Here is a 25,205-nt window from a genome sequence, read left to right as displayed (position 1 = left end):
TGAAATAAAATATTTAGCTGGTTAATATCATAATTATTAAAATTGAAAGGCGGAAAGTTATTTGTTTTGTTGATGATCTTTTGCCAAAAAAAGAAGTACTGTTTAATGACTATTTAATTTATATTATCCTCCGCCGATTATTTGTTTTGTATATCCAGTGATTTTAAATTCAAACATTTTCATGGTGTATATGTCCAATAGAATCTCAACTCATTCTCTTCCTATGCGTTATGCTGACTTTTCAACCCTGGTGGAAGCTCTGGACTATGCCGCTTTGGGAAATGCAGGAATGAATTTTTATGATCGACGTAACCAGCCTGAAGCCGTACTGGAGTACCGCCAGCTAAAAATGCGGGCAAAAGCCGGGGCCCGACGGTTGCTTTCGCTGAATCTCAAGAAGGGCGATCGCGTCGCGCTGATTGCGGAAACCAGCGTAGGTTTTGTCGAAGCCTTTTTTGCGTGTCAGTATGCGGGGGTGGTGGCGGTTCCGCTGGCCATTCCTATGGGGGTTGGACAACGCGATTCTTACTCCGCGAAATTGCAGGGCCTGCTCGCCAGTTGCCAGCCTGCGGCCATCATCAGCAGTGACCAATGGCTGTCACTGATAAATGGGGTCAACGAACATGGCGCGGCAATCCACATTCTCAGCAATGCGCAATTTAATGCGTTGCCGGAAGAGGATATCGAGCTGCCATCACCGTCGCCAGATGATATTGCTTACCTTCAGTACACCTCGGGCAGCACGCGTTTTCCTCGCGGCGTCATTATTACTCATCGTGAAGTCATGTCGAATCTGCGTGTGATTAGCCGTGATGGAATCAAATTACGTGACAGCGACCGCTGCGTATCCTGGCTGCCTTTTTATCATGACATGGGGCTGGTGGGCTTTCTGCTTACGCCCGTGGCGACTCAGCTATCTGTTGACTATCTGCGCACACAGGATTTTGCCATGCGCCCACTGCAGTGGCTGAAGTTAATCAGTCAGAACCGCTGCACTGTCTCCGTTGCGCCGCCTTTCGGTTACGATTTATGCCTGCGTCGTATCAATGACAACGAACTTGCCGGGTTGGATCTCTCCTGCTGGCGCGTAGCTGGAGTGGGAGCAGAGCCCATTTCTGCCGGGCAACTGAATCAGTTCGGCGAATGTTTCAAGCGCGCGGGATTTGACAGCAAAGCGTTCATGCCGTGCTACGGTCTGGCTGAGAATGCGCTGGCGGTGAGTTTTTCTGATGAAGCCTCAGGATCACAAGTGAACGACGTCGATCGCGACATACTCGAATACCAGGGTAAAGCGATCGCGCCGACGAAAAGTACCCGGTCGGTATCCACTTTCGTGAATTGCGGTAAAGCGCTTCCCGGCCACCGCATTGAAATTCGTAACGAAGTTGGGAGCCCACTGCCTGAAAGGGACGTTGGCCATATCTGCATCTCCGGCCCGAGCCTGATGAGTGGTTATTTTCAGGATCCCGTTTCGCAGAAGGAAATCCAGTCAACGGGATGGATGGATACCGGGGATCTGGGCTATCTGCTGGATGGCTACCTGTACGTGACGGGACGTATAAAAGATCTGATCATTATTCGTGGTCGGAATATCTGGCCTCAGGATATTGAGTACATTGCGGAACAGGAACCGGAAATACACTCCGGCGATGCGATAGCATTTGTGACGTCTCAGGAACGGATTATTTTACAGATTCAGTGCCGGGTCAGTTGTGAAGAACGTCGGGCGCAGATCGTCCATAGCCTGACCGCACGGGTACAAAGCGAGTTTGGTGTTTCTGTCAGCATCGAACTCTTACCGCCGCACAGTATTCCACGGACATCATCCGGGAAACCGGCGCGCGCGGAAGCGAAAAAACGCTATCTGAATCTCTTCGCTGAGACGCTTAACTCTCCAGTCCCCGTGCCGGGATATTCGCAATGAGCACCACGGTTGCGGTGACAGGCGGAACCGGGTTTATCGGGAGGCATATCATTGATGACCTGTTGTCTCGCGGTTTTGCCGTTCGGGCGTTAACCCGAACGGTTCGCCACGACGCGAGCGATAATCTTGTCTGGATCCGGGGTTCGCTGGAAGACAGTGAGGCACTGGCGCAACTGGTCGCCGGAGCGGAACACGTCATCCACTGTGCAGGGCAGGTTCGCGGACACACAGAAGCGATCTTCACCCGCTGCAATGTTGAAGGCAGCCAACGACTGATGCAGGCCGCGAAAGAGAGCGGCAGTTGCCGACGCTTTCTGTTTATCTCGTCGCTTGCAGCACGTCACCCGGAACTCTCATGGTATGCAAATTCCAAATTTGTCGCAGAACAGCGGTTAACGGCGATGGCCGCAGAGATTACGCTGGGGATTTTTCGTCCTACGGCAGTGTATGGACCCGGTGATAAAGAGTTAACTCCGCTGTTTCGTGCGATGCTGCGCGGTTACCTTCCGCGTTTTGGCGCTACCGAAAGCCGGTTGTCATTTTTACACGTGAGCGATTTAGCTCAGGCTGTCAGTCAATGGCTTATAGCCGACCGGACGCCGGTTTATCCTTATGAACTCTGCGATGGTGTTACTGGTGGCTATAACTGGCAACGCATTCAGGACATTGCGGCCGCAGTGCGTAACAGGCCGGTTCGCACCGTCACTATTCCATTACCGTTACTCACATTGCTTGCCGACGCGAGTACGTTAATCAGTCGGTTTGCCGGAAAAGAGCCGATGTTAACCCGGAGTAAAGTTTGTGAATTAATCCACTCAGACTGGTCGGCAAATAATAAATGTCTGTGTGAGAAAATAAACTGGTTTCCCCGGATTAGCCTGGAATATGCGTTACGGCAGGGGCTATTTTAATTATTTATATTACAGGTATGTTATTTTCTATGTTAAATCATGAAGAAGTAATGGATTACACCCTTTATTGTTTGCAGGGTATGGTCGAAAGCGGCGTAGATATCCATCCTGACAGCGATCTGGTTAATGACCTTGGGCTGGAATCGATTAAAGTTATGGATTTATTAATGTTGCTGGAAGATAAATTCGATATTTCCATCCCTATTAACATTTTGCTGGATGTCAGAACCCCTGCGCAATTAATGGAAGCGTTAATCCCTTATCTGGAGAGTATCAATGAGTCTTTATGATAAATTCTCGCGCCTGGCCAGCGAGCGGGAACAATTTAGCATGGCGGGGATTAACCCATTTGGCACTTGTATCGATGAGGTGTTTTCCGCAACGGAAGGACGGATTGGCAACCAAAAAATTATTCTGGCGGGTACGAATAACTATCTGGGACTCACCTTTAATCCACAGGCGATTACCGAGGGACAGGCCGCTTTAGCCAGGCAGGGGACAGGCACGACCGGTTCGCGAATGGCGAATGGCAGCTATGGACCACATTTAGCCTTAGAACAGGAGATTGCCGAGTTTTTTGACCGGCCATCGGCCATCGTCTTCTCCACGGGCTATACCGCGAACTTGGGGATAATCAGCACGCTTGCCAGTCACAATGCCGTGGTATTACTGGACGCTGACAGCCACGCCAGCATTTATGATGCCTGTGCGTTAGGTGGCGCTGAAATTATCCGCTTTCGCCATAATGACGCGAAAGATCTCGAGCGGCGCATGGTGCGCCTTGGTGAGCGCGCCAAAGACGCTATCATCATTGTTGAAGGCATTTACAGCATGCTGGGCGACATTGCTCCACTGGTCGATATTGTTGAGATCAAAAAACGGTTGGGTGGTTTTTTGATTGTCGATGAAGCCCATTCCTTTGGCGTGATGGGCGCGAAGGGACGGGGACTGGCGGAAGCCGCCGGTGTGGAGCAGGATGTCGATATTATTGTGGGAACCTTCAGTAAGAGCCTGGCTTCTATTGGCGGTTTTGCCGTGGGCGCACAGGGCATGGATGTCCTGCGTTACGCCAGTCGTCCTTATATTTTCACCGCATCACCTTCGCCGTCGAGCATTGCAACCGTCCGCTCAGCGTTAAAAACGATCGCAACACAACCGGAGCTGCGGCAAAAGCTGTGGGATAACGCCGCGCGACTGTATGAAGGGCTTGAGAAACTGGGCTATGAGCTGAGTTCACACATCAGCCCTGTGGTGCCGGTGATTATTGGCGCAAAAGAAGAGGGACTGCGTATCTGGCGCGAACTGATCGCCGCTGGCGTTTATGTGAATCTCATTTTGCCACCGGCGGCACCCGCCGGGATCACGTTGCTGCGCTGCAGTGTCAATGCCGCGCACACCTACGAGCAGATTGATGCGATTATTCAGGCCTTTGCGCAGCTGAAAAAATAATGCGCTCTATGCAGCAGGTATTCTTCCTAAGAATACTTGCTGCAACTTCTTCCCCCTGCGCCTCACGCCGTCTGATGAATGTTACGATCTCAGGGTTGGCGATCGAATCGATAAACCAGTATTAATGCCACCGCCAGGAGCAATATTGGCGGTGCCAGCGTGGTCAACTGTACGTTCAGTGAATAGAGCAGTCCCAGATTGACGATGATCTGGTCGCAGACGTAAGTCAGTAGGCCAACGATCACGCCGACGGCCAGTCGACTCCCCAGTCCGGGAGCGCGGGGGGCGCTAAAGGTGAACGGGATTGCCAGTAAAATCATCGCCAGGATCAAAAGCGGATGTCCCAGCTTTAGCCACAACGCCAGCGTAAATTCGAGACTGGGTTGACCTGTACTCTTCAGGTAGGAAATATAATGATCGAGTTGTTTAACTGAAAAACTGTTGCTGGGTAGGGTGAGTTCCTCAAGACTCATGCCCGCGAACAGGGATGACCACACGACGTTCTCTTTCGTCTCGGTTGTCTCCTTGCCGTTGCTCCACTCTTTCTGATTGACGCCCTCAAGCCGCCAGGTACCGTTATCTGAAATGGTGGCGGTTCGGGCATAGATATACCGTTGCAGAGAGCGGTCCGCCCGGTAATAAAACAGCTCAATGCCCTCTGGCTGATGATGCGCATCCAGCGATTTTACCGTCACAAACTCATTGCCGCGCCGGGCCCACAGAATGTTTCCTGCCGTATCGTGATTGCTATAGCGCGTTTTAATCTGCAACGCCTGCTGCTGCATTGGCGAGGCAATCCATTCATCAATGGCGCCGAAGGTAACGATGAGCATCAGTCCCGCACTTAGCGTCACCATGGCGATTTTGAAAATTGAACATCCCATGGTGCGTATGGCGGTTAATTCCCCGCTTTTCGACAACTGTCCCAGCCCGACAATGCCACCGAGCAAAGCGATAAAGGGGCCAAGATCGATAAGGGTCCTGGGCAATGTCATCAACACGACCATCACCGCCTGCGTCCAGCGATATCCGCCTGGACTCACATCATCGAGTTCGCCGATCAGATTAAAGGTGGTAAACAGGGGGAGTAGTAACCCTGCAGCAGCCGCAAATCCTAAAAAGAGATTGCGTATTATATAGCGACTGAAGATGCTCATTTATGCGTTTTCCACCGCAGCGTGCCGTCGCGAATCAACAGAATCACCAGACCTGCCAGCATGAGCAGGGGAATCAGCCACAGTCCTGGCGTGACGGGAAACGCCCCGTTGGCAACCAGCGTCCGACATATATTGCCGCCATAAAAAATGATGACGAATAAGAGCGTAAGCGGGAGCAGCGTGGAAAACCGTCCCTGACGCGGCCTGACGCGGCTTAACGGAACGGCCAGCAGCGCCATGAACAACGCGCAGGCTCCGCGACTTTCCCGCCATTGCCGTTCAGCGGTATCCGCCGGGGCTGAGGAACGAGCGAGTGTTTCTATGGATTTCGCTTTCCGTTTGACCTCGTCATTCTGGTCGAACGGTTTCAGATTCAGTCTGAGATTGCGGAAAACTTGCTCGTTATCATCACTACCCTGATGATCCAGGACATAGGCGGTACCGGAGTGCAATATTATTGAGGGTGTGGTGGGGGAGGGATCAACAACGTCCACGCTGTTGGCCCTGAAGATACGGGTTTTATTGTCAGAGGCGGTGTAGATCAGCGCATCATTCAGATGCGCCGCGTCGGAGTCAATCTGACGGGCGAGGATCATCCGCCCATTGTTGTTGACGTTAAACTTTCTTGCCTGCAGATGACGGACATCCAGCTCTGACTGCGACTGTTGTTCTAACTGATAAATTTGCGCGTAAGCCCAGGGGCGGCCGTACAGGGACAGTAGCGTCACCAGAATACTCAATGGAATGGCGAGGAACATCACGGCGCGATAAAGGCGTGAAGGCGTGGCGCCAGCGGCGGCTATCGCCGTAATTTCCGAATCGGTATACATCTGACCAAGGGTGACGCCGACGGAAACATACAGACCAACAGGGAGTAGCATCTCCAGCGCAATCAACACCTTATAGAAGACAACATTCAGCACAACGCCGAGGGCTAATGTCCCGTTGGCCGCTTCGGTCAGGTAGCGCTGTGCGCAATAGCAGGCGAAAATAAAAATCAGAAAGCCCACAAGTGTCATCACCAGTCGACAAATGCCGGTCATGATGTAGTGTTCAATTAATTTCATCACTGGCCTGGCGATTCGTTAACCATCTTTTGTACCATCGCAATGACCTGATGCACCTCTTTCGGCGTCAGATCGCCATCTTTGGCCCACAAGACGCGGCCCTCTTTATCCAGCACCAGAATGGTTGAACTCATCTCATTGAGTTGCCAGGTTCTGCGCCCCAGCCCGCTGCTGTCGATGATAAATTGCGCCCACGGGTAGCGGCGTTTGTTTTTTTCTATCTTGCCGAGGACAAAGAAACCAGAGCCAAAGATCACATCATCGGTATTCACGATGGTGGTCGGTTGAAAGCGGTCTGGAGGGAAATTGGCTGCCTTAACGGCTTTAATCAACATTGCGTTTTTCTTTTTTGCTGATTTTCGCCCGGCGATATACTGAACAATGCGCACCTTTCCCGCCAGTTCACCGCTATTCCAGGTTCGGTAGCTAAACGTATCGCGATTATCCAGCAGCAATTCGCCGCGATCCGTAATGACAATCGGCTTAACCGACTGGCCGTCGACAAAGTTATGCGCTGACGCCAGCCATGGTGAGAGCAGAAGTGAAATCATCAATAATCGACGTAGCAGCATCGCAGATCCTTTATTTCGCTGAGTCGGGATGGGGAATCCTGTGCCGGACAATCTACAGAGGATAACGGGCGAGCCATTGCTCGATACGTCCGCGAATATCGCCATTCAGGGCGCAGGGCGCGTCGTACGGTGTTCGCATTTCCATTGCATCAGCCACCATCTCATCATGTCGGTCTCCCATCAGACCGTTAATCGCAGCCAGAAAGCGGGAGATGGCGCGAGCATCGTGATTGTCGGGATCGAGAGAACGTAACGTGTCGAAATAAGAAACCTGCTGACTGATGATTTTTCGCATGGTGTGGAATTCACTACCTGTCAGTTGCGGTTGGGCCAGCAGATCCCGTAGCGTGCGCATTTGCGCCTGACAATAGGTTGTAAATCCGCTGGCCGTCTCTGGCTGACTGTGGCGCAAGGAATACTGGACGACCCACCAGACGGGACGACTCAGGTAAAGACGCAGGCGCTTTCCATACGTGGCAATAATCGTTTTATTCCCGTTACGAAACCCGTCCTGGAAGTGGCCGAGAAAAACGGTGGTTTTGCTAAATAAACGGCCGGCCTGGTGGTTCTTGCGATAGAGACGTAGCGCAAAGCGTAAATGCTTATAACGCGCGCGAATGAATTTATACTGCATCCGTTCGTTATCTGACAGCTCGCCGCCGCGTAATTGCTTCAGCACCAAACGCAGTAAGTCCGTGCGGGTAAAACCTTCCTCCCAAAACTGCAGGCACAGATCATAACAGCGACGGAGATTATCCTCGGTGCAGTAGGTGTGAACACGCTCCGGTAGCGCGGCATGGCGATCAACGATGTCGTTTTCTTCCACCGCCACAAACAGGCGCTGGAGAACGTCTGGCGAGAATTTTTCGTGCGTCATGAGTGAGTCTCTTTGCCTGCGCGAAATGGTAAGCGCTGGCGATGGCGATAGGCGTGTAGCGTTGGGATCAGGGAAAGCAGCACATCCAGGCATTGTCCGGCGAAATAAGCAAAGGCCGCGCCGATTACGCCAAAGAGATGCGACAGCCCTGGTAGCAGGACAATGTAGGCAAGGGAAGCCAGGGTCTGTGCGGTCAGAAAAGCCCGCTGTTTACCGGACATAAGCAGCAGCGATTCCTGAGGAAAACCCAACATTGACACGATAATTGCGCCAAGCATGATCTGGATGAGGTCATACGCCTGGAGGTATTTAACGCCAAAAACCAGCGAAATGAGCGGCTTACCGACAATCACCACCGCAAGTGCTACGACGATTCCAATCCCACCGGCCAGCAGCGCTGATTTCATTCCCAGTCGCCACGGTTTTTTGCTGCGCGGATCTAAGCGCATCACTTCGGGATAAAAGCTCTTTGCAAGCAACTGCGCGGGCGTTCCTGTCGCATTAAAAAAAGTCATCGCAATTTTAAACAGCCCGGCGGCGGCGGGACCGAGAACGACCCCCACCAATACCGTGCTGCATGAGTTGCGTGCAGACCAGATCGTGTGGGCAAAGTTGGTTGCCCAGACAAAATTCCATGCGCCTTCAAGGCGGCGCGCTGATTCAAACAGTTGCGGGCGTAGCGCACCGTGAATATTCCGGCTACGCAGTTCGCGCGCGGCAAACCACCAGTACATTGTGCCGCCGACCAGGCTGGAGGCGTACCAGGTGATCACAAAACCGGCAAACCCAAAATCGCCGAAATACGCGATAACGCTGCCCAGCGCGCGCAAGAAAGGTTTGGTGGCCTGCTGTACGGCAATCAAATCAAAACGGTTCACCGCCCGCAAAATCCCCGTTGGGGTGGATGAGGCCATTGAAGGGATCAGTGTGCAGTACAGCATTGCCAGCCAGAAGCTATCGGCGTCGAGGCCTAATGAATGCGAGAGAAACGGCAGTAACCCCATCCCGCAAAGGATCGCCGCCGCGCCGCTGGCGATATCCAGGCTGAAGGAAAAAGAGATCACATCGCGGAACTGCTGCAGATTATTGTTTTCCAGCGCGGGTGTCCCGTACTGAACGACCAGTTGCCAGGTCTGGAATTTGGCAAAATCGCTAATGGCTTTGGTGTACGACTGAACAATGACCAGCACGCCGAACATCGCCGGCATCATCCCTTTACCGGCGCAGGAAAGCGCCAGTAGCCCCAGCAGGGCGCTCACCACATTACTGGAGCCTAAATAGGCGCTGTTACGAATGATGGTGCGAAACGCGCCATCAGCAAACCACTTTTTCATGGGAGAAAACCCGCCAGACCTGGTTAATCATCACTCAGCAGGAGCAAACCCGCCCAGCATAAAATCTCAGGCCGGTGACGTGCGCAGTGCCTGAGTTCAGCGATTTTTTCGTTATGGGTGCTCCCCGATTTCGGGCAGGACGCTGGCGTGTTGCGATAAAACGCGCCTGCGCTGAGAATCCCGGGCCGTAACGGAGGCGGCTACCAGCGCTTTTTCCAGCACCTCGTGGTAGGGGGCTCTGGAATCCAGATCGAGAATTCTCGTGCTGTTGTAGGTGATCTTCATCATGACGTCGATTTTGTCGCGCAGCTCGTTGTAGTCGTGGTCGGGCTTACGGGAAAATGCGGTATCAATATCGATATCAAGACGAATGATGAGTTCAGGACGATATAACGCCATTTTCTGATACAGGCGGGATTCGCGTTTCGCCATGCGGGTTTTCACCCAGCCCGTCGCGCGTTCGACGCCAATCCCCGGTCCGTCATAATGAAAACCGGAAATTTCGGCCTGAGGGTAACGATCGCTAATCACCAGCACGCCGCTTTGCGCCAGTCGCCGGACCTTGCGTAAGTTAGCCATCCGGCGTAGCGAGAACCCGTACATAATTAACGCCGCCCAAAGTGCGGGAGCCTGGGTACTCATGCTCTGCGTTTTTGACGATTTGGCCGCCAGTCGTCGTTCAAGCCATCTCCCGATAAGCGGCAGACGTTTGATTTTGTCGCCATCTTCTCCGGAAACCAGTCCCAGATAGCGGCGTTCAGTCACCCACCTTTGCTGCAGGTTTTTCACCAAATCCGCGGTTAACGTGGATTTACCGGTGCCATCGCAGCCCACCACGGCAATCAGTCCCGGAATATATTCCGCTAATGGCCCGTTCTGGGAGCTTACGTTCTCTGTGTCCATGTCGTTCCGTCTTAAAAAGGACTCGCAATTCCGATCCGGTGATCGCGAAGAGAGGTCTGAATTGAGCGTAATGACGCAGTAAGAATTTTATCCGCCGGCTCCCGCCCGTTCAGTTCGAGGATTGTCGCCCCGTTGAACGTCAGATGCGGCGTGACCGCGATCTTCTCGTGGAGCACGGCAAGGGGATGGTCAGGCTTACGTGAGAAGGCAGTTTCTTCATCGATATCCAGCCGGATCAACAGCAGAGGCCGCCAGGAGGCCATCCACTGGTACAACTGGCGTTCACGGTCTTTCAGGAGTCGTACCCACCGATTGCCACCAGCCGTTTTGGCTAACTGCGGTCCGTCAAAGCGAAAACCGGGCACTTCCGCCTGGGGATAACGATCGACGATGAACAGCGTGCCTTGCCGACTCTGGATTAGCATGCTGCGGAATTTGTACGCTCTCCAGCAAGAGAGCAGGAAGATCACCAGCGCCGTGATGTTTCCTGGCGGCGCAGAGGGGCGCTGGTGTACGCGAGCCGCTTTTTTTCGCAGATAACGACCCAGCAATGTCCCGACAACAGGCAAATGTTCAATCCATTCGCCAATACGACCAGAGGACTGCCCGAGATAAAGTTGTTTTGTTGGCAGCTGTAAAGCCAGATGCGAGGTCAGGCTGGCTGCCAGGGTTGATTTACCTGAACCATCGCAGCCGACTATAGCAATCACCCGTGCAAAAGGGGGATTTATAGTGGGAATAGTATATTGACTCACGAAAGTTCCAGTTTAAATAATTAATTGATGGTGGCGGTTGAGTGCCAAGAATATCTGTTCAATAAAGTTGTGACAATGGCTAATTGTCGTTTTAGTATTAACAATTATATCCGGGAGGAGAATCGGATAATAAATTATTCATGGTGGGTATTTTGTTTAAGGGTGTATTTATGGAATCAATTAAACTTCCGCTAATAGCCGTTATTGGCAGCGATGGTTCGGGAAAAACAACGGTCTGCGAACATCTTGTTATCTGTTTGCAGAAATATGGCCCGATTGAAAAAGTTCATTTAGGTAAGCAGGCAGGAAATGTAGGACGCGCCGTGGTTAAATTACCGTTAATGGGTAATTCATTAAGTAAAGTTATTGAGCGTAATAAAGTTAAAACTGCAAAAAAATTACCTGGAGCGGTACCTGCATTAGTGATTATGTCTTTCGTTGTGCGTCGGTTACTGCGGTTTCGCCATATGCTGACATGTCGTCGGCGGGGCTTAATTGTGTTAGCCGATCGTTACCCTCAGATACAATTCCCCGGTGCCTATGATGGTACTGTATTTCCTGCCAGTGCAGACGGGGGGCGTTTCGTTAGTTGGCTGGCCGAACAAGAACGCTCGGCGTTTCGCTGGATGGCCAGCCATAAACCGGATTTAGTGATAAAACTGAATGTTGATCTCGACGTTGCCTGTGCACGTAAACCCGATCACCGCAGAGAAGCGCTGGCAAAAAAAATCGCGATAACACCGCAGCTGACCTTTGGCGGCGCGCCTCTGGTTGATATTGATGCGAATCAGCCGCTGGATGAAGTGCTGGCGGATGCGACAAAAGCGATAACCGCGTTTATGGCTGCCCGTGGCTATCATCACACTGACGGTAATCAGTCCGCAGTTAGCTTTCATCCTCAGTAAGTCGTCATGCCCAGTCTGGCGAGCTGGGCATTCTCAGGCACATTCCGCTTCGCTGAGCCGTCAGTGGACTCAGAGAAGTTGCAGGGAAGCCCAGTACAGAAACCCGGACAGTAAAATCGCCGCTGGCAACGTGAATACCCAGGCCATCGCGATACTGGTGACGGTTTTCCGCTGTAATCCGCCGCCGTCGACAATCATCGTTCCCGCGACGGCAGAAGAGAGCACATGCGTAGTAGAAACCGGCATCCCGATATAGCTGGCAAGACCTATGGAGAGCGCCGCTGTGATTTGTGCGGACATCCCCTGGGCATAGGTCATACCTTTCTTACCAATCTTCTCGCCAATCGTGGTTGCCACGCGACGCCAGCCGATCATCGTCCCCATGCCCAACGCCAGCGCGACGGCCATGATTATCCAGATCGGCGCATATTCAATGGTGCTCAGCATATCGGTTTTCAGTTTTTTCAACAGATGTACGTCGCTACGGCTGATATCCGGCAGCTTTGCCACTTTATCTGCCGTATCGGAGATGCACAGCATGATGCGTCGTAACTGACCGCGTTGCGGCACGCTTAATGCGTCGTAACTCTCCAGATTGGCTGGTAACAGTGTTTTGACGCGACCAAGAGCATCCATCGTATTCGCCGGATGGCAATGAAATTCGGTTGTCGGTGTGGTATCCGCTGTCGGTGGAGTAAGCGATTGAGCCTTGTCAGCCACCTGTTTTATCACGTCGGGGTGTTGCTGAAAGTACATATCAAGGTTGCCGACAGCATCACGCGTGCGGGTGATTTCGTAGCCTGAAGCGCTCATGTTCACCACGAAACCGGCTGGCGCAATCCCCACCAGCACCAGCATCACCAGGCCGATCCCTTTCTGACCATCGTTTGCGCCGTGAGAAAAGGCCACGCCAGCCGCTGAGGAGATGAGCGAAATACGTGTCCAGAATGGCGGTTTCTTTTTACCGCCTTTCTTTTTCCGTTCTTCAGGAAGGCGGTGGATGCGATCGCGTTTTTTGGTGCCGCTCCAGTAGCGACGCAGCAAAAAGATCAGGCCGCCTGCAATCACCATTCCGACGACGGGAGATGCAATCAATGAAGCAAAGATATTGACTACCGCCGGGATGTTTAACGCATCGACTACCGAAGTCCCGGTCATCAGCGCGTTGGTGAGCCCAATCCCAATAATCGCGCCGATCAGGGTATGAGAACTGGAAGCCGGTAACCCGAAATACCAGGTTCCCAGGTTCCAGATAATCGCCGCCAGTAACATGGAAAAAATCATCGCGAGGCCATGTGACGACCCCATATTAAGCAGCAAATCTGTGGGTAGCATATGTATGATGGCATAGGCAACGCTGAGCCCACCCAGCAGGACGCCAAAAAAGTTGAAAACCGCCGCCATCATCACTGCCAGTTGGGGCTGCATGGCACGGGTATAAATGACGGTCGCGACCGCATTAGCGGTGTCGTGAAATCCGTTTATGGCTTCGTAAAACAGGACAAAGACCAGCGCAAGTAAAAGCATTAAGCCGGTATATAAATCCAGACCAGCAAATAAATGTAGCATAGGGAATATACCGCCATTTTGAAGAGACGAACGGGCGCATTATCAGTGACTTTAGCGATTCGGGCAAAGTGAAATATCATCTTTTTTTGATATGGCATCCGTAATACGTTATGTTCGGGGCGATTATTTTATCTAATTTCAATTGGATAGGCGATAATTTAGTAATGAGAATCGTGTTTGTCTCATGTTAATAAAGGAATGAATGAGAGTCAGTCATTGTGTGAATCTGCATAGATTCTCAACAATATAAAAATGGAGGTTATGAAAAATTTATAAATATTTATTTTGTGAATAATTGAAAAAGGGTAAATCCCGTTTTGTGGTGAGGCCCTTCAGGTATATAATTATTTCTGCCATTCAGAATCATGTAGGTTTAGATAAGGGACCGGGTAAAATGGATTTCAGGTCAATAATATTGTCGTGTGTAACCCTCTCTATTTTGGTGGGCTGTGCCTCGCACTCACCCATTGATGCGAAGAAAACCACATTGCAGGCGGAGAGTACCAGCCGAAATACGACGTCACCCTCCTGGCTGACGGACAAAGATATTTTCGGCAATGAAACCACGCTGGCGGTCTCTGAAGACGATATTCAGGCGGCACTGGCAGAGGACAATTTTCGCGTACCGCTGAACTCGCCCGTCATTCTGGTACAGTCCGGCAATCGGGCGCCAGAGGCGATCATGCAGCAGGAAATGAGCCGCTATTACACGGTCGCGATGTTCTCCGGCATCCCGGACAGGCAAAAAAAAGCGGTCTGTAGTAAAGACAAAAGCAAAGACGAGAACCAGGACGCAGCGGTTGCTGAGAATACTAACTGGATGCAGGCGCTACGTTACATTGCGGCGAAAGGGCATCAGAAAGCGATTATCGTTTATCAGGAGACGTTGCAGTCCGGCAGATTTGATGCCGCGACCAAAAGCATGGTCTGGTCGGATTATAAAGCAGGGAAACAGCCTGACAGCACATCGCTGCGCTATCTGGTGCGTTTCACGCTGGTGGATGTCGCGAGTGGCGATTGGGCCACCTGGTCACCCTTCAATTATGAGACCAAAATGCTGACTCCGCAGCCAGGACAGAAGGCAACTGCAGACACAGTGACGGAACAGCAGATTGTGCAGCTTAAGCAACAAACGTATGCCGCAATGGTTAAGGACCTTGTGGCGCGTTATCAGTAACAAACCGAGCTTTCAGAGGCTGGCTGTGGGCCGGACAACAGATTCCGGCCTTTCTTTCCACACTGGCGTGGAGAAGACTCGACCTTACAGTCTCAGCGTACAGGTCGATTCTGTCAGGTAAAACCGCCCATCAACTTATTCACTCACATAGAGTGAATTACCCCGATAGCCGATCCGGTGTGAAAGCTCCAGCGCAGCGGCTGAGATCATTCTCCCCAGTTGCTCTATTTTTTGCCGATCGTCCTTCACTTTAGAAAATAAACTGGCGACGCTGATGGCTGCGCTAACGTGTCCGTGGAGGTTGTACACCGGCGCTGCGAGGCAAAAGACTTCGCTGTTATGTTCTCTGTCATCGACCGCATAACCTTGCTGCCTGGCCTGGGCGAGTATAGACATAAACTGTGCTTCATCCGTGATGGTATAGGGGGTAACCGGTTGCAGACCACCGGTTCGTTTTAATATGGCGCGTACCTCGTCATCGGGCAAAGTGGCGAGAATGGCTTTACCCAGCCCCGTACAGTACAGCGGGTTACTGGAGCCAATACGCGCCGAGGTTCTGACGGAATTGGGGCTTTCAATCTTGTCCAGGTACACCAGCTCATCCTTATTGAGAATCGCGAGGAAGGCCGTTTCGCCTGCGGTTTCAACCAGATTTTCCAGCGTGGCGTGGGCGACATCGCGAAAAGGCGTTCTGTCGAGATAGTGAGCGCCGGTCTGGAACAGTTTCATGCCCAGCCTGAACGTTTTCTGTTTTTCGCTGGTCTGTTCCAGATATCCTTTTTCCAGAAGGGTATACAGAATATCGAAAGTCGTACTTTTCGGGATGGCCAGAAATTTGCTGATCTCTGAAATGGTGAGATCTTCTTTGCTCTGCGCTATCAGCTCCATGATTTCCAGTGCCCGCGCGACAGAGCGGTTAATCTTCTCAGACACGTTCTTCCCTCACTGTAGTTTTAATGAGCCGCAGTATAGCCAGACGGGCTTCATGAACACAATGAAGGAAAAACGTGCAAGGCAATGCGCCGGGGTCATTTATCGCGGCTTGTTATCGCGAAAAGCCCGGATAAATGCCTCGGCCTGTCGGGTGATTTTTTCCCATTCGCCATCGTTTACCCACTGTTTGTTTGTCAGCGCACTGCCGACGCCGACCGCAAACGCGCCCGCGCGGGCAAAGCTTGCTGTATTTTCAAGCGTGATACCACCCACCGGGATCAGCGCGAGATTATCCAGCGGTCCCTGGATCTCTTTCAGATAATCGATGCCCAGGCTGTTTGCCGGAAAAAGCTTCAGCAGATCCACGCCAAGGCGACAGGCCTGGAGGATTTCGGATGGCGTCATCACCGCCGGAATCATCAGTCGTTGTTTCTCATGAACCATAGAGATGACGTCGGGATTGAAATCGGGCGACAACACAAAATCAGCGCCAGCATCGATCACCAGTTGCGCCATCACGGGATTGATGACGGTACCGGCACCCACCTTCATCTTGTCTCCCATTTTCGTTTTTAGCGCAGTGATGCTTTCCAGATAACGCGTGGAATTGCACGTCACCTCTATCACCTCAACGCCACCTGCATATAACGCTTCAGCCAAAGGCAAAACAGATTCAGGATCGATACCGCGCACGATGGCAATCAGTCCGGTCTGTTCTATAGCGTGAATAACGCGATGTTTAATCATTGATAACCTCTGTAAAAAGTCAGGGAGATTTCCCCCCTGACGGTATTATTCTTCTACTTTTACCGGCTCTTTTACGATGAACCAGTAACACAGTGCGGCGCAGGCCGCGATGATCCCACCGCTGACGAAGGCCAGGGTGTAAGAGCCAGTGACATCAGCAATCAGGCCAGTGGCAAGGGGGGAGAGCGATCCGGCAAAATAGCCGCCGAAGTTCTGGATACTGCCGACTGACGCCACCATGGAGGAGGGGGCAACGTCGCCAGGCAGCGCCCAGCCGGTTGCGGAGAGCGCGGAAAGCAGCGCCATTGCAATCACCAGCAGCGTTAATGTGGCAAACAGGCCATCCACCATCGGCACGGCAATGACCGCAATACCCGCGAGTAACGCAGAGATACTGATGGTGACGCGTTTTGCTTTCAGTGAGTCGGTAAAGATATTTTTATCGATTAACCATTTGGAGATGTATCCACCCATAATGGCGCCGACAATACCGCCGAAATAAGGAATACTGGCATAGATCCCTAACTCTTTAAGCTGAATGTTCTGAGTTTTCATCAAATAAAGCGGCAGGAATGTGGTGAAAATATTCATCATCCACACATAGCAAAACCAGCCTAATATCATCCCCCAGATGCAACGGTATTTGAATAAACCGCCCCAACTGATTTTCTCTGCATCACCGGTCAGTTTTTCTGCGGTGCCACCGCCGCCTTCCTTAATATAATCCAGTTCTTCTTTAGTGATACTCGGGTGTTTTTCCGGCTGGTGATAAGCAAAAATAAAGAACACCACGAAGACCAGGCCAATGGCACCGGCAATATAAAATAAAGAACGCCAGCCAAAAGGTACGATAATGGCCACCAGAATCGGCGGAGCAATGGCCGGGCCCCATTTCGACGCAGCATCCCAGAAACCTGTCGCCAGCGCGCGCTCTTTCTTAGGGAACCATGAGGCCGTGATTTTGGCCGCGCCGGGCCAGCAGGGGGCTTCGGTAATGCCTAAAATTCCGCGTGCGAAAATCAGGGTCATCATATTGCTGCATGCCCCCGTCAGCATCGTGGCGCCGCTCCATAATGCGACGGCCCAGCCATACACTTTCTTAGGGCCAAAGCGGTCAACCAGAAAACCGGCCGGGAGTTGGCACAATGCGTAAATTAACGCGAATACCGACCCCAGAAGCCCAATATCCGTGTTAGACAGATTCAGTTCTTTCATCATATCGGGCGCGGCGATGGATAAACTCGCGCGATCCAGATAGTTAATTATCCCGCCGATTAATAAGAGGAAAACAACAAACCATCTTTTACCGCCTCTTTTTTTGACTACGGCACTTTCTTTTACGGTTGTGTTCATAACGTAAACCTTTATTTTTGTAGGGTACAAAGGAGTTAAATAATGTTTTTCCGTTTCGCCAACGCCAGTAATCCCTCTGCCGATAAGGATTTATTTTCTGGCGCGACGGTTATTTTTCCGTTAAACCACGGGTCATGATCGATTAAGGTGGCGAACGCGAATTTAAGAACCTCTTTACCGCACACCACAATGTGCGTATCCGGCGGACAGTCAAAGGCCCGACTGTTTTTGACGGCCTGAAGATCATCCTGCAAGACGGCGCCGAGCAGTACGTTCGCTTTCTGGTTCAGCGATAAGGAAGCAAACATGTCCAGCACGCGAACCGAGAAACAGGTGCGGGAAAGCCCGGTCTGCAGACACTGGCGGGCCCCTTGTAATAACGACGGACTGTCGATGTCGGTCGCGAATTGATGCTGCAACGAGCTGGCCAGGATCGTGTGCCGGGTAATCACTTCCAGAAGCTCACCGCCCATGGTGGTCACGCAGCCTTCGATGCGGTTCTGCGCATCAATTTTGACAAATTTGGAATGCGAACCCGGTAAAATAATCAACGCTGGCCCACGGATATCAAGGCTACTGAGTACGCCAATCGCTTCCGTTTCTTCGCCACGCATCATGTCCATCTGCTCGACGTTATCGAGTGAGACGGCGTCTTTGTGATTGCGTATGCCAGGAACAAACCAGATGGGTTCATCGCTAATCTCTGGCAGATGCGCGGGGGTCATACCCTCCGCCAGTTCTTTTAACCCGGCGGGAGCGACAAGGTGGGGGATCTCACATAAACCCACGTTGGAGGTAATCATCCCGGCGGAGAGGTAAATTACCTTCGCGTCGCGAGGGATGCCGGCTTTTTGCTTTACCTCCTGGACGGCGTCGCTGACGCCTTGCATCAACGTGGCCGTGCTGCCGGTAATGGCGGTGTCGCGAACGCCTGCGGAACGTGCCGCTTCAGCCAGTAATGTTCCGTCCTGCCAGGCGCAGACGCGGGTATTGGTGGTCCCGGTATCGATGGTAATAATGGTCATCTTGTTTTCACCTTACTGCGGGTTATTTTGTATTGCGCGGGCGATGGCGCTCGCTCCGGTTATTGCCAGCATATCGATACTTTCCGCATCGGAAATAATGTGGAAGCGCGCATTACGCTCTGCATAATGTGAAAAGATATAGTGGTATAAGGCGCAGCGTGACGCATTCCCAATAAGATAGACGTCACCGTTCAGATTAAATCCCTGGTGTTGGGCATCTGACAGCAGTTTGAGATCGTCGCAGGCCATCGCGCTTTCAAGAAATAACTTTCTCTGCGCTGCTGTACTGGGTAAAGAAAATTGTAAGAAGCGCGTCATTAATACGGTGCGCAGGAAGCCGCTTTGCGTAATAGAGCGGTACGCCGCATCAATAACTGTTTCATCTAATTCGGCGTCTTCGGCATTCTCTACACTGGCAGCAACAAATGTCTGTTTCAGAATGGCGGCATAAACCTGACCACTGAGTGAAGTGATGCTGCCGGCGATTTCGCCTTTTTCATTGATGGATATCAGCTTAGTGGTTGAGCCCAGTTCAATCAGCGTGCAGGGCAATGTCGGGTTCCAGGCTAACAATACGCCTGCGGCCTGCGTTTCTTCGCCACGCATGAGGTCGACGCCACTCAGGTTCTGCCACTGGGCCGTGGTTTTATTTTTTATCCCCGGAATCAGTATCACCGGGATATTCACCGGCAAAAGGGCATTACCGGCGAAACGCACGGCATGTTTAGCCAGTTGTTCAATATCCGCTGGTGCTTCCCGGTGCGGTATTTCGTAAAGCCCCAGATTAGATGTAATCATTCCTGAGGCGATAATAAATTCAATTTCTTCAGTCGACAGTGAGTGCCTGTTGAGCAGTTCCTTTATTCCGGATGCCATCTCCGTTTTCAGAAATTCATTGCTTCCCTTGTCAATAGTGGAATTGACACCAGTCTGGATAACCGATCGGTCAATGACCTGGAGGTCGCCGGAATCCATAAGATACAGTCGTGTTGCTGACGAGCCAGAATCTATAATAATAAACATGGCTATTCCTTTATCGATTAAAGGCTACGGGTTAAAAGATCGCGAAGTGTCTTCGCATCAGGCACGCGTGGGTTATTGTTTAAAACCACATTCATCGTGGTCAGCACGTTATTAATGATCCAGTCGAAGTGCTCTTCTTTTACCCCAAGTTCGCTCAGCGTCGGCAGCATATTGATGCCTTTCAGGAAGTCGGTGACGGCGGTAACGCTGCTTTGGGCCGCTTGTTCAGTGGTCATTCCCTGTGTGTTAACGCCCATGGCTTGTGCGATGGCGGCAAACTTCTCTGGAGAGGCGGACCAGGTGTATTCAAGAAAGACAGGGTAGACCGCGGCAATCCCTTCTGCGTGCACCACATCCAGCAACCCGCCCATCGGATGTTGTAGCGCGTGCGGTAATGTGGTTCCCGCACAGTCGATCGCCATTCCCGCGAGTGTGCTGGCCTGTGTCACCTTTTCCCAGGCGCCCAGACAGCTCACGTCCTCGTAAACCCGCGGCAGGTTTTTCGCCAGCAGACGAATGGCCTGCAGGGACAGCATTTCACTGAATGGATTTGCGTTACGCGAGATATAAGATTCCAGGGCATGGAAAAGAACATCAGCGCCCGGACCAGCGATAACGCGTTTGGGCAGGGTCAGCATCAGTTCGGGATCGATGATGGCGGCGACAGGGTAGATCAGCGGATTAACCAGCCCTTTTTTGTCATGCGTTTGCGGATTGGTAAACACGGCGGTCCGGTTCGCTTCGCTGCCGGTTCCGGCCGTGGTGGGGATTAATATCACCGGCAACGCGTGCTGCGCCTGTTTTTTGCCAAACACGTAATCCCAGATACTGCCTTCATTGCAGGCGCAAAAGGCGATGCCTTTTGCCATATCCATTGCACTGCCGCCACCGATCCCAATGACCAGATCGCAGTGTTCATCTCTGGCCAGCGCTGCGCCTTCTTCAACCAGTGTCGAAAGCGGGTTCTGCATAAAGCGATCGTAAATAGCAAAGGCAATCCCGGCGTCAGAAAGCGCCTGTTGCGCCCGTTCGAGTTGGCCTGTGTGTTTGGTGCTGTCAGACACGACCAGTAACACGTTCTGCCCGTGCTTCGCGGCTATCTCGCCTAACTGATTGAATTTCCCTGCGCCAAAATAAAACTTTACCGGGTTGCTGTAATCGAATGCGCTCATCTTCTCTCCGTTTTTGTTCGTATATGCGGACCGTGTTCGTGTATGTGATTATGATTGATCTATTCTTGAGCTAAATGCAATTCCTTTTGGTGAAACAATGAGCACTATCACATTTTGAAGGTGAAGCATTGTCTGACGGTTTTCTTCTTGTCGGCTTTGTAAAATCCGCAATCAGTCCTATAGTCCACAGAGTTTCTTTGTTTACAGGATCCTCTAATGCGTTTTAACGGACTGAATAAAGGGTTTTTCCTCTTTCTTCTCGCCATGGTGACATGGGCATTCTTCGACGTGCTGTCGCCATACTTTTCCGCCATCTTATGGGCTGCAATTCTGACGGTTATCTTCTACCCGGTGAAAAACAAACTGCGTGCGGCATTGGGGGAGCGTAACGGGGTGGCGTCTTTGTTGACGCTGGGTATTATCTGCTTGATCGTATTCATCCCGTTAATGCTGATCCTCTCCTCACTCGCCGTTGAACTGAATGTGGTGTACAACAAGTTGCAGCATAATGACGCTCAGTTCCCGGAAGTGGTGGCGAGTATGTTTGCGCATATGCCGGAGTGGGCGCGTTCGTTTCTTGCCGATCACTCCCTCGATAACGCCGCAAAAATCCAGCAGAAGCTGTCGGATGTAGCATTAAAGGGCGGGCAATATCTGGCCGGGAGCGCCTTCCTGATAGGCAAAGGCACCTTTGGTTTCGCGATCAGTTTCGGCATCATGCTCTACCTGCTCTTTTTCCTGCTCAAGGATGGACCGTTTCTGGTTCGGCAAATCCTCGACTCGCTACCATTGTCGAATTTCGTTAAGCAGCACCTGTTTGCGAAGTTTGCGGCGGTCTCCCGGGCGACGGTAAAAGGCACGGTTGTGGTGGCGATCGTGCAGGGGACACTGGGCGGAATTGCGTTTTACATTGTGGGGATTGACGGCAGCATTCTGTGGGGGGCGCTGATGGCGTTTCTGTCACTGATCCCCGCCGTGGGTTCCGCGATCATCTGGGTGCCAGCGGCTATCTATCTCTTTTCGACACAGCAACTGTGGCAGGGCTTTTTCATCGTCGGTTTCTTCGTGGTGGTGGTAGGGCTGGTGGATAATATTCTGCGCCCCATTCTGGTCGGCAAAGATACCAAAATGCCTGATTACCTGATTCTTATCACCACGGTGGGCGGAATGGAGATTTATGGCATCAATGGTTTCGTCATTGGTCCGCTCGTTGCCGCGCTGTTTATCGCCTGCTGGAACATTCTTTCCGGGCGCGATCACGAGGGGAATGCCGAAGAACTCGATAAAGATTTTATCGAGGATGGCATCAGCGAAGACAAGAAACCGGAGTGATCGTCAACGACCGGATGGTGCGCAGGCCCATCCGGTATCTGTTAATGCCCGATCATCCTTGCTTCAGGAATCAGACGGAAGTAAAGCTGCTCTGGCACCGGACTGTCCCAGACGCCCATCAGCATCGCGAATGCGATAATGGCAAACATAATGCCGAGCACCAGCAGCGTCATCGCCATACCCGATAACGTTCCTCGCCGTGTTTCAGCACTTCCCGTTGGCGTCCGCAGGGAAAATGTCAGCGTTGAAGCCACCGGGCAGGATTCCACACAGGTCATACAGCCGGTACATTCCACCGTTCGCACCTGAATCAGCTTATCCACCGGGATCCGCGACGGGCAGTTTTTGGCACATTTTCCGCAGTCAATACAGCTTTGCGCATTGCGGCGTATTTTGAACGGTGAGAGCAGGGAAAGCAGCCCGAGCAGGGCGCCATAGGGACACAGATAACGGCACCACGCGTTGCGAATGAACAGGCTTATGACCACCAGAAGGGCGACGCTCAGCAGGGTGATTGTGCCAATATTGCGAAAGAAATCGAGCATCTTCACATCGATAATAATCCCGTATGCCGACATTAAAAAATACTGAATACCTTGCGCCGGCATCGACAGCGAAATGTAGAGAAAAAAGGCCAGAAGCAGATATTTCAGGCTGCGCAGAGGGATATCGAGCCAGCGAGGTAGCGCAAAGTTGCGACCGAACAATCTCTTACCCACATCGGCGATAAGCTCAGACAACGTACCAACCGGGCACAGCCACGAGCAGAACGACTTTTTGAGCAACAGACTGACCAGCATAAACGCGGCCAGCAGGAGCATGGCGGCGGCGTGAACAGGGGGAAGGATGCCGGTTTCCAGCGTATAGCGCAGGTTCATCAGGCCCGCGATGGGCAGCCAACCTTCAATGCCGCCAGGTCGGGGAACGTACAGACTGGTTCCGCCAGTTTCGTAATAACGCACCCAGTAGTAAAACGTCACGCCAATATAAATATTGATCGCCATCAGCAGCCATTGCGTGGCTTTGCGCCAGGTGGAGGCATTACGCCAGTCGTTCCACGGCAGTTTTCCGCCCGTTGTCCCAGGGCGGCGCTGCCAGCGCTTTCTGCTTTTATCGCTCATTGCCTTCTGACTTCCATAAAGTGGCATTTTGAATGCTACTATCGTACGGCTATCCCGTTGAGCCAGCGTTGATTTATATCATTGCCTGATAATTGGGCAGCTTACGCTGCCCAGTACTTATGGATGAGTAATAAAACGCGCAAGCCGCTGTCGTAGCAGGCGGTTTTCCTGACGTAAACGCGCGTTCTCTTCCAGTAGCGTGAGTGCGACGGCGATCCCCGGCCAGTCGAGCGCCAGTTCTTCACGTAACCGCAGGGCGCGTTGTACCACGGTGGCCGCATGATCGTCGAACTGCCAGCTGTCCGTCGTTTCGGCGTAAGGTTCGATGACGCCCAGACCCACGATTTCGTTCAGGTCTTCCTCCGTCACGCCGGTGCGCAGGCAAAACTCGGTAACTGTAAAAGTAATGGTGACGTTAGCCATTATGCTTTCCCCCAATCTTTGCGCGGATCAAATCCTGACTGTGCCTCTGCCAGTTGCTGCCACAGCGCAGTCGCACGTTCATCCGGTTTCGGCGGCATCACGATCTTCAGCACGACATACAAATCACCGGTCTGTTTTTTACTGACCAGACCTTTACCTTTGATGCGTAAACGTTGTCCGGCCTGACTGCCGGGGGAATGGTGACCAGAATGCTCTCTTTGAGCGTGGGGACGGCAATCTTTGCGCCCAGCGCGGCTTCCCATGGGGCGAGCGGCACCACAATTTCCAGATCCTGGTTAACGATATCAAACAGGGGATGCGGCGCGATGTGGATCACCAGCCACAAATCGCCATTTGGTCCGCCGTTTTCACCCGGCGTCCCCTGGCCTTTCAGACGAATGCGTTGACCATTGCCGACGCCCGCCGGAATTTTTACGTTCAGGGTTTTGGGAATCTCACGTTCAATCATGCCAAACGCATTGTAGACCGGCAGGTTATAGCTGATGGTTCGGCTGTGTTCAGCGAGCGTTTCTTCAAGAAAAACCGCGACTTCAATTTCAATATCATGTCCCCGGCTGGCATGGCGCTGACGTGAGTGACGCGTGTGCTGACCAAAAATAGAGGAGAAGATATCGTCGAAGTCTTCGGCGTTGTAACTCTGGTTTTCACCCTGCTGGAACTGACGGTTGAATTGCGGGTCATTGCGGTGTTGCCAGAGCTGATCGTATTCAGCGCGTCGCTGCTCATCGCTCAGCACTTCCCAGGCTTCGGCGACCTCTTTAAAGCGGGCTTCGGCATCGGGTTCTTTACTGACATCGGGATGATATTTGCGGGCCAGTCGGCGGTAAGCGGTCTTGATAGTCTTGAGATCGTCCGTCGGTTTCACGCCCATGATGGCGTAATAATCCTTTAATTCCATAGCGTTCTCTCGGGTTAATCAATACAGGCTGAAGGGATCCCATAAAAGGTGTCACCGGTAAGTGTAGGGTAATCCTGTCGAGGATGAATGCCAACCAGCGAGACAACATAACTTTACAGCCCAGAGGTTGCGTAAAACACGCCAGCCGCTAAGATAACTCGCGTCAATGAGTGAGGGTGTAATGGCGAAACGTCAACGGATGGGATGGTGGTTCCTCTGCCTGGCATGTGTCGTGGTGATGGTCTGTACCGCGCAGCGCATGGCGGGCCTGCATGCGTTGCAGATGGAGACAACCGCGATCGCGGCGACGGCATCGCCGACGTCCGTGACAGATGAAACGTCCCCCGTGACCCCGTGCGAGCTCAGTGCGAAATCGCTGCTTGCCGCGCCACCGGTAGTCTTTGAAGGCGCGCTCCTCGCGCTCTGCATACTTCTTGCCTTGTTAACGCCGCTCAGGACGGTACGCTTACCGTTCTTCCCACAACGCGTTATTTCTCCCCCAGACTTCGGGTCCATCTCAGATTCTGCGTTTTCCGCGAATGACAGACCGGCTGTTT

23 protein-coding genes and 2 pseudogenes are annotated in these 25,205 nt (G+C 52.2%); 8 read left to right on the top strand and 17 right to left on the bottom strand.

From position 1 onward, the window contains the following. The first annotated feature begins 190 nt into the window (after positions 1-190). From WM46_RS09355 to spt, 4 genes are read left to right on the top strand one after another with little or no spacing between them, the layout of a single operon-like run. Complete coding sequence (locus tag WM46_RS09355) at positions 191-1,924, top strand: fatty acyl-AMP ligase (RefSeq protein ID WP_222859966.1); 1,734 nt, start codon at positions 191-193, stop codon at positions 1,922-1,924. Then, positions 1,921-2,835, top strand: a complete 915-nt coding sequence (locus WM46_RS09350) for an NAD-dependent epimerase/dehydratase family protein (RefSeq protein WP_102602092.1) — start codon at positions 1,921-1,923, stop codon at positions 2,833-2,835. The genes WM46_RS09355 and WM46_RS09350 overlap by 4 nt, the downstream gene beginning before the upstream one ends. 29 nt (positions 2,836-2,864) lie before the next feature. Next, positions 2,865-3,125: an acyl carrier protein gene (locus tag WM46_RS09345; RefSeq protein WP_102603810.1), complete on the top strand. Its 261-nt coding sequence runs from the start codon at positions 2,865-2,867 to the stop codon at positions 3,123-3,125. Continuing rightward, positions 3,112-4,284, top strand: coding sequence for a serine palmitoyltransferase (gene spt, locus WM46_RS09340; protein WP_102602091.1), 1,173 nt, complete (start codon positions 3,112-3,114; stop codon positions 4,282-4,284). The genes WM46_RS09345 and spt overlap by 14 nt, the downstream gene beginning before the upstream one ends. An 89-nt stretch (positions 4,285-4,373) precedes the next feature. On the opposite strand, the gene lptG is transcribed toward spt, so the two are convergent. From lptG to WM46_RS09305, 7 genes are all read right to left on the bottom strand, one after another. Next, entirely contained in the window at positions 4,374-5,441 is a 1,068-nt protein-coding gene (gene lptG / locus WM46_RS09335; protein ID WP_102602090.1) for an LPS export ABC transporter permease LptG, read from the bottom strand. After that, positions 5,438-6,508: an LPS export ABC transporter permease LptF gene (gene lptF, locus WM46_RS09330; RefSeq protein ID WP_102602089.1), complete on the bottom strand. Its 1,071-nt coding sequence runs from the start codon at positions 6,506-6,508 to the stop codon at positions 5,438-5,440. Before lptF ends, lptG begins: the two co-directional genes overlap by 4 nt. Next, the gene (locus WM46_RS09325) at positions 6,508-7,080 is read right to left on the bottom strand and encodes a YtfJ family protein (RefSeq protein WP_102602088.1); all 573 of its coding nucleotides are present in this window, start codon (positions 7,078-7,080) and stop codon (positions 6,508-6,510) included. Before WM46_RS09325 ends, lptF begins: the two co-directional genes overlap by 1 nt. A 52-nt stretch (positions 7,081-7,132) precedes the next feature. Further along, entirely contained in the window at positions 7,133-7,957 is an 825-nt protein-coding gene (locus WM46_RS09320; RefSeq protein ID WP_102602087.1) for a hypothetical protein, read from the bottom strand. Continuing rightward, positions 7,954-9,291, bottom strand: a complete 1,338-nt coding sequence (locus WM46_RS09315) for a lipopolysaccharide biosynthesis protein (protein ID WP_102602086.1) — start codon at positions 9,289-9,291, stop codon at positions 7,954-7,956. Before WM46_RS09315 ends, WM46_RS09320 begins: the two co-directional genes overlap by 4 nt. 111 nt (positions 9,292-9,402) lie before the next feature. Next, complete coding sequence (locus WM46_RS09310) at positions 9,403-10,194, bottom strand: hypothetical protein (protein WP_102602085.1); 792 nt, start codon at positions 10,192-10,194, stop codon at positions 9,403-9,405. Between the two features lie 11 nt (positions 10,195-10,205). Further along, entirely contained in the window at positions 10,206-10,949 is a 744-nt protein-coding gene (locus WM46_RS09305) for a hypothetical protein (RefSeq protein WP_102602084.1), read from the bottom strand. Between the two features lie 170 nt (positions 10,950-11,119). On the opposite strand from WM46_RS09305, the gene WM46_RS09300 reads away from it, so the two are divergent. After that, complete coding sequence (locus WM46_RS09300) at positions 11,120-11,854, top strand: dTMP kinase (RefSeq protein WP_102603809.1); 735 nt, start codon at positions 11,120-11,122, stop codon at positions 11,852-11,854. 69 nt (positions 11,855-11,923) lie between these two features. Here the strand turns inward: WM46_RS09300 and pitA are convergent, their stop codons facing one another. Next, complete coding sequence (pitA, locus tag WM46_RS09295; protein WP_102602083.1) at positions 11,924-13,423, bottom strand: inorganic phosphate transporter PitA; 1,500 nt, start codon at positions 13,421-13,423, stop codon at positions 11,924-11,926. A gap of 394 nt (positions 13,424-13,817) precedes the next feature. Between pitA and WM46_RS09290 the strand changes: the two genes are divergently transcribed. Beyond that, the gene (locus tag WM46_RS09290) at positions 13,818-14,600 is read left to right on the top strand and encodes a hypothetical protein (protein WP_102602082.1); all 783 of its coding nucleotides are present in this window, start codon (positions 13,818-13,820) and stop codon (positions 14,598-14,600) included. Positions 14,601-14,735: 135 nt separating this feature from the next. Here the strand turns inward: WM46_RS09290 and WM46_RS09285 are convergent, their stop codons facing one another. The 6 genes from WM46_RS09285 to WM46_RS09260 all read right to left on the bottom strand — a co-directional run bounded on the left by WM46_RS09285 (position 14,736) and on the right by WM46_RS09260 (position 20,853). Beyond that, positions 14,736-15,533 carry an IclR family transcriptional regulator gene (locus tag WM46_RS09285; protein WP_061077110.1) on the bottom strand — a complete coding sequence of 266 codons (798 nt, stop codon included), beginning with the start codon at positions 15,531-15,533 and terminating at the stop codon, positions 14,736-14,738. Between the two features lie 99 nt (positions 15,534-15,632). Continuing rightward, on the bottom strand, positions 15,633-16,280 hold the full coding sequence (locus WM46_RS09280) for a bifunctional 4-hydroxy-2-oxoglutarate aldolase/2-dehydro-3-deoxy-phosphogluconate aldolase (RefSeq protein WP_102602081.1): 648 nt from the start codon (positions 16,278-16,280) through the stop codon (positions 15,633-15,635). A gap of 45 nt (positions 16,281-16,325) precedes the next feature. Then, the gene (locus tag WM46_RS09275) at positions 16,326-17,633 is read right to left on the bottom strand and encodes an MFS transporter (RefSeq protein WP_042319813.1); all 1,308 of its coding nucleotides are present in this window, start codon (positions 17,631-17,633) and stop codon (positions 16,326-16,328) included. A gap of 35 nt (positions 17,634-17,668) precedes the next feature. Next, complete coding sequence (locus WM46_RS09270) at positions 17,669-18,658, bottom strand: 2-dehydro-3-deoxygalactonokinase (protein WP_102602080.1); 990 nt, start codon at positions 18,656-18,658, stop codon at positions 17,669-17,671. A gap of 12 nt (positions 18,659-18,670) precedes the next feature. Beyond that, positions 18,671-19,681, bottom strand: coding sequence for a 2-dehydro-3-deoxygalactonokinase (locus tag WM46_RS09265; protein ID WP_102602079.1), 1,011 nt, complete (start codon positions 19,679-19,681; stop codon positions 18,671-18,673). A 17-nt stretch (positions 19,682-19,698) separates the two neighbouring features. Continuing rightward, a complete protein-coding gene (locus tag WM46_RS09260; protein WP_102602078.1) occupies positions 19,699-20,853 on the bottom strand; it encodes an iron-containing alcohol dehydrogenase in 1,155 nt (384 codons plus the stop codon). Between the two features lie 216 nt (positions 20,854-21,069). Here WM46_RS09260 and WM46_RS09255 point away from each other — a divergent pair, with 216 nt between their 5' ends. Then, positions 21,070-22,185: an AI-2E family transporter gene (locus tag WM46_RS09255; RefSeq protein ID WP_061077115.1), complete on the top strand. Its 1,116-nt coding sequence runs from the start codon at positions 21,070-21,072 to the stop codon at positions 22,183-22,185. Between the two features lie 41 nt (positions 22,186-22,226). On the opposite strand, the gene WM46_RS09250 is transcribed toward WM46_RS09255, so the two are convergent. From WM46_RS09250 to cbpA, 3 genes and pseudogenes are all read right to left on the bottom strand, one after another. Continuing rightward, on the bottom strand, positions 22,227-23,306 hold the full coding sequence (locus WM46_RS09250; RefSeq protein ID WP_102602077.1) for a 4Fe-4S binding protein: 1,080 nt from the start codon (positions 23,304-23,306) through the stop codon (positions 22,227-22,229). A gap of 117 nt (positions 23,307-23,423) precedes the next feature. After that, the gene (gene cbpM / locus WM46_RS09245; RefSeq protein ID WP_061077117.1) at positions 23,424-23,729 is read right to left on the bottom strand and encodes a chaperone modulator CbpM; all 306 of its coding nucleotides are present in this window, start codon (positions 23,727-23,729) and stop codon (positions 23,424-23,426) included. Next, positions 23,729-24,648 (bottom strand): annotated as a pseudogene (gene cbpA, locus WM46_RS09240) (curved DNA-binding protein). Before cbpA ends, cbpM begins: the two are co-directional and overlap by 1 nt. 181 nt (positions 24,649-24,829) lie before the next feature. Between cbpA and WM46_RS09235 the strand changes: the two are divergent. Then, positions 24,830-25,191 (top strand): annotated as a pseudogene (locus tag WM46_RS09235) (copper resistance protein). Positions 25,192-25,205: the final 14 nt, after the last annotated feature.

This window comes from Citrobacter freundii complex sp. CFNIH2 (assembly GCF_002880615.1).
Lineage (GTDB): Bacteria > Pseudomonadota > Gammaproteobacteria > Enterobacterales > Enterobacteriaceae > Citrobacter_A > Citrobacter_A amalonaticus_F.
The sequence above is the reverse complement of the archived record's forward strand: the minus strand, read 5'-3'. Positions and strand labels throughout refer to the sequence as shown.

Excerpts from the sequence above, each read along its gene's own strand:
- WM46_RS09355 (WP_222859966.1), top strand. The coding sequence starts at position 191 with ATGTCCAATAGAATCTCAACTCATTCTCTTCCTATGCGTTATGCTGAC.
- WM46_RS09350 (WP_102602092.1), top strand. The coding sequence starts at position 1,921 with ATGAGCACCACGGTTGCGGTGACAGGCGGAACCGGGTTTATCGGGAGG.
- WM46_RS09345 (WP_102603810.1), top strand. The coding sequence starts at position 2,865 with ATGTTAAATCATGAAGAAGTAATGGATTACACCCTTTATTGTTTGCAG.
- spt (WP_102602091.1), top strand. The coding sequence starts at position 3,112 with ATGAGTCTTTATGATAAATTCTCGCGCCTGGCCAGCGAGCGGGAACAA.
- lptG (WP_102602090.1), bottom strand. The coding sequence starts at position 5,441 with ATGAGCATCTTCAGTCGCTATATAATACGCAATCTCTTTTTAGGATTT.
- lptF (WP_102602089.1), bottom strand. The coding sequence starts at position 6,508 with ATGAAATTAATTGAACACTACATCATGACCGGCATTTGTCGACTGGTG.
- WM46_RS09325 (WP_102602088.1), bottom strand. The coding sequence starts at position 7,080 with ATGCTGCTACGTCGATTATTGATGATTTCACTTCTGCTCTCACCATGG.
- WM46_RS09320 (WP_102602087.1), bottom strand. The coding sequence starts at position 7,957 with ATGACGCACGAAAAATTCTCGCCAGACGTTCTCCAGCGCCTGTTTGTG.
- WM46_RS09315 (WP_102602086.1), bottom strand. The coding sequence starts at position 9,291 with ATGAAAAAGTGGTTTGCTGATGGCGCGTTTCGCACCATCATTCGTAAC.
- WM46_RS09310 (WP_102602085.1), bottom strand. The coding sequence starts at position 10,194 with ATGGACACAGAGAACGTAAGCTCCCAGAACGGGCCATTAGCGGAATAT.
- WM46_RS09300 (WP_102603809.1), top strand. The coding sequence starts at position 11,120 with ATGGAATCAATTAAACTTCCGCTAATAGCCGTTATTGGCAGCGATGGT.
- pitA (WP_102602083.1), bottom strand. The coding sequence starts at position 13,423 with ATGCTACATTTATTTGCTGGTCTGGATTTATATACCGGCTTAATGCTT.
- WM46_RS09290 (WP_102602082.1), top strand. The coding sequence starts at position 13,818 with ATGGATTTCAGGTCAATAATATTGTCGTGTGTAACCCTCTCTATTTTG.
- WM46_RS09280 (WP_102602081.1), bottom strand. The coding sequence starts at position 16,280 with ATGATTAAACATCGCGTTATTCACGCTATAGAACAGACCGGACTGATT.
- WM46_RS09275 (WP_042319813.1), bottom strand. The coding sequence starts at position 17,633 with ATGAACACAACCGTAAAAGAAAGTGCCGTAGTCAAAAAAAGAGGCGGT.
- WM46_RS09270 (WP_102602080.1), bottom strand. The coding sequence starts at position 18,658 with ATGACCATTATTACCATCGATACCGGGACCACCAATACCCGCGTCTGC.
- WM46_RS09265 (WP_102602079.1), bottom strand. The coding sequence starts at position 19,681 with ATGTTTATTATTATAGATTCTGGCTCGTCAGCAACACGACTGTATCTT.
- WM46_RS09260 (WP_102602078.1), bottom strand. The coding sequence starts at position 20,853 with ATGAGCGCATTCGATTACAGCAACCCGGTAAAGTTTTATTTTGGCGCA.
- WM46_RS09255 (WP_061077115.1), top strand. The coding sequence starts at position 21,070 with ATGCGTTTTAACGGACTGAATAAAGGGTTTTTCCTCTTTCTTCTCGCC.
- WM46_RS09250 (WP_102602077.1), bottom strand. The coding sequence starts at position 23,306 with ATGAGCGATAAAAGCAGAAAGCGCTGGCAGCGCCGCCCTGGGACAACG.
- cbpM (WP_061077117.1), bottom strand. The coding sequence starts at position 23,729 with ATGGCTAACGTCACCATTACTTTTACAGTTACCGAGTTTTGCCTGCGC.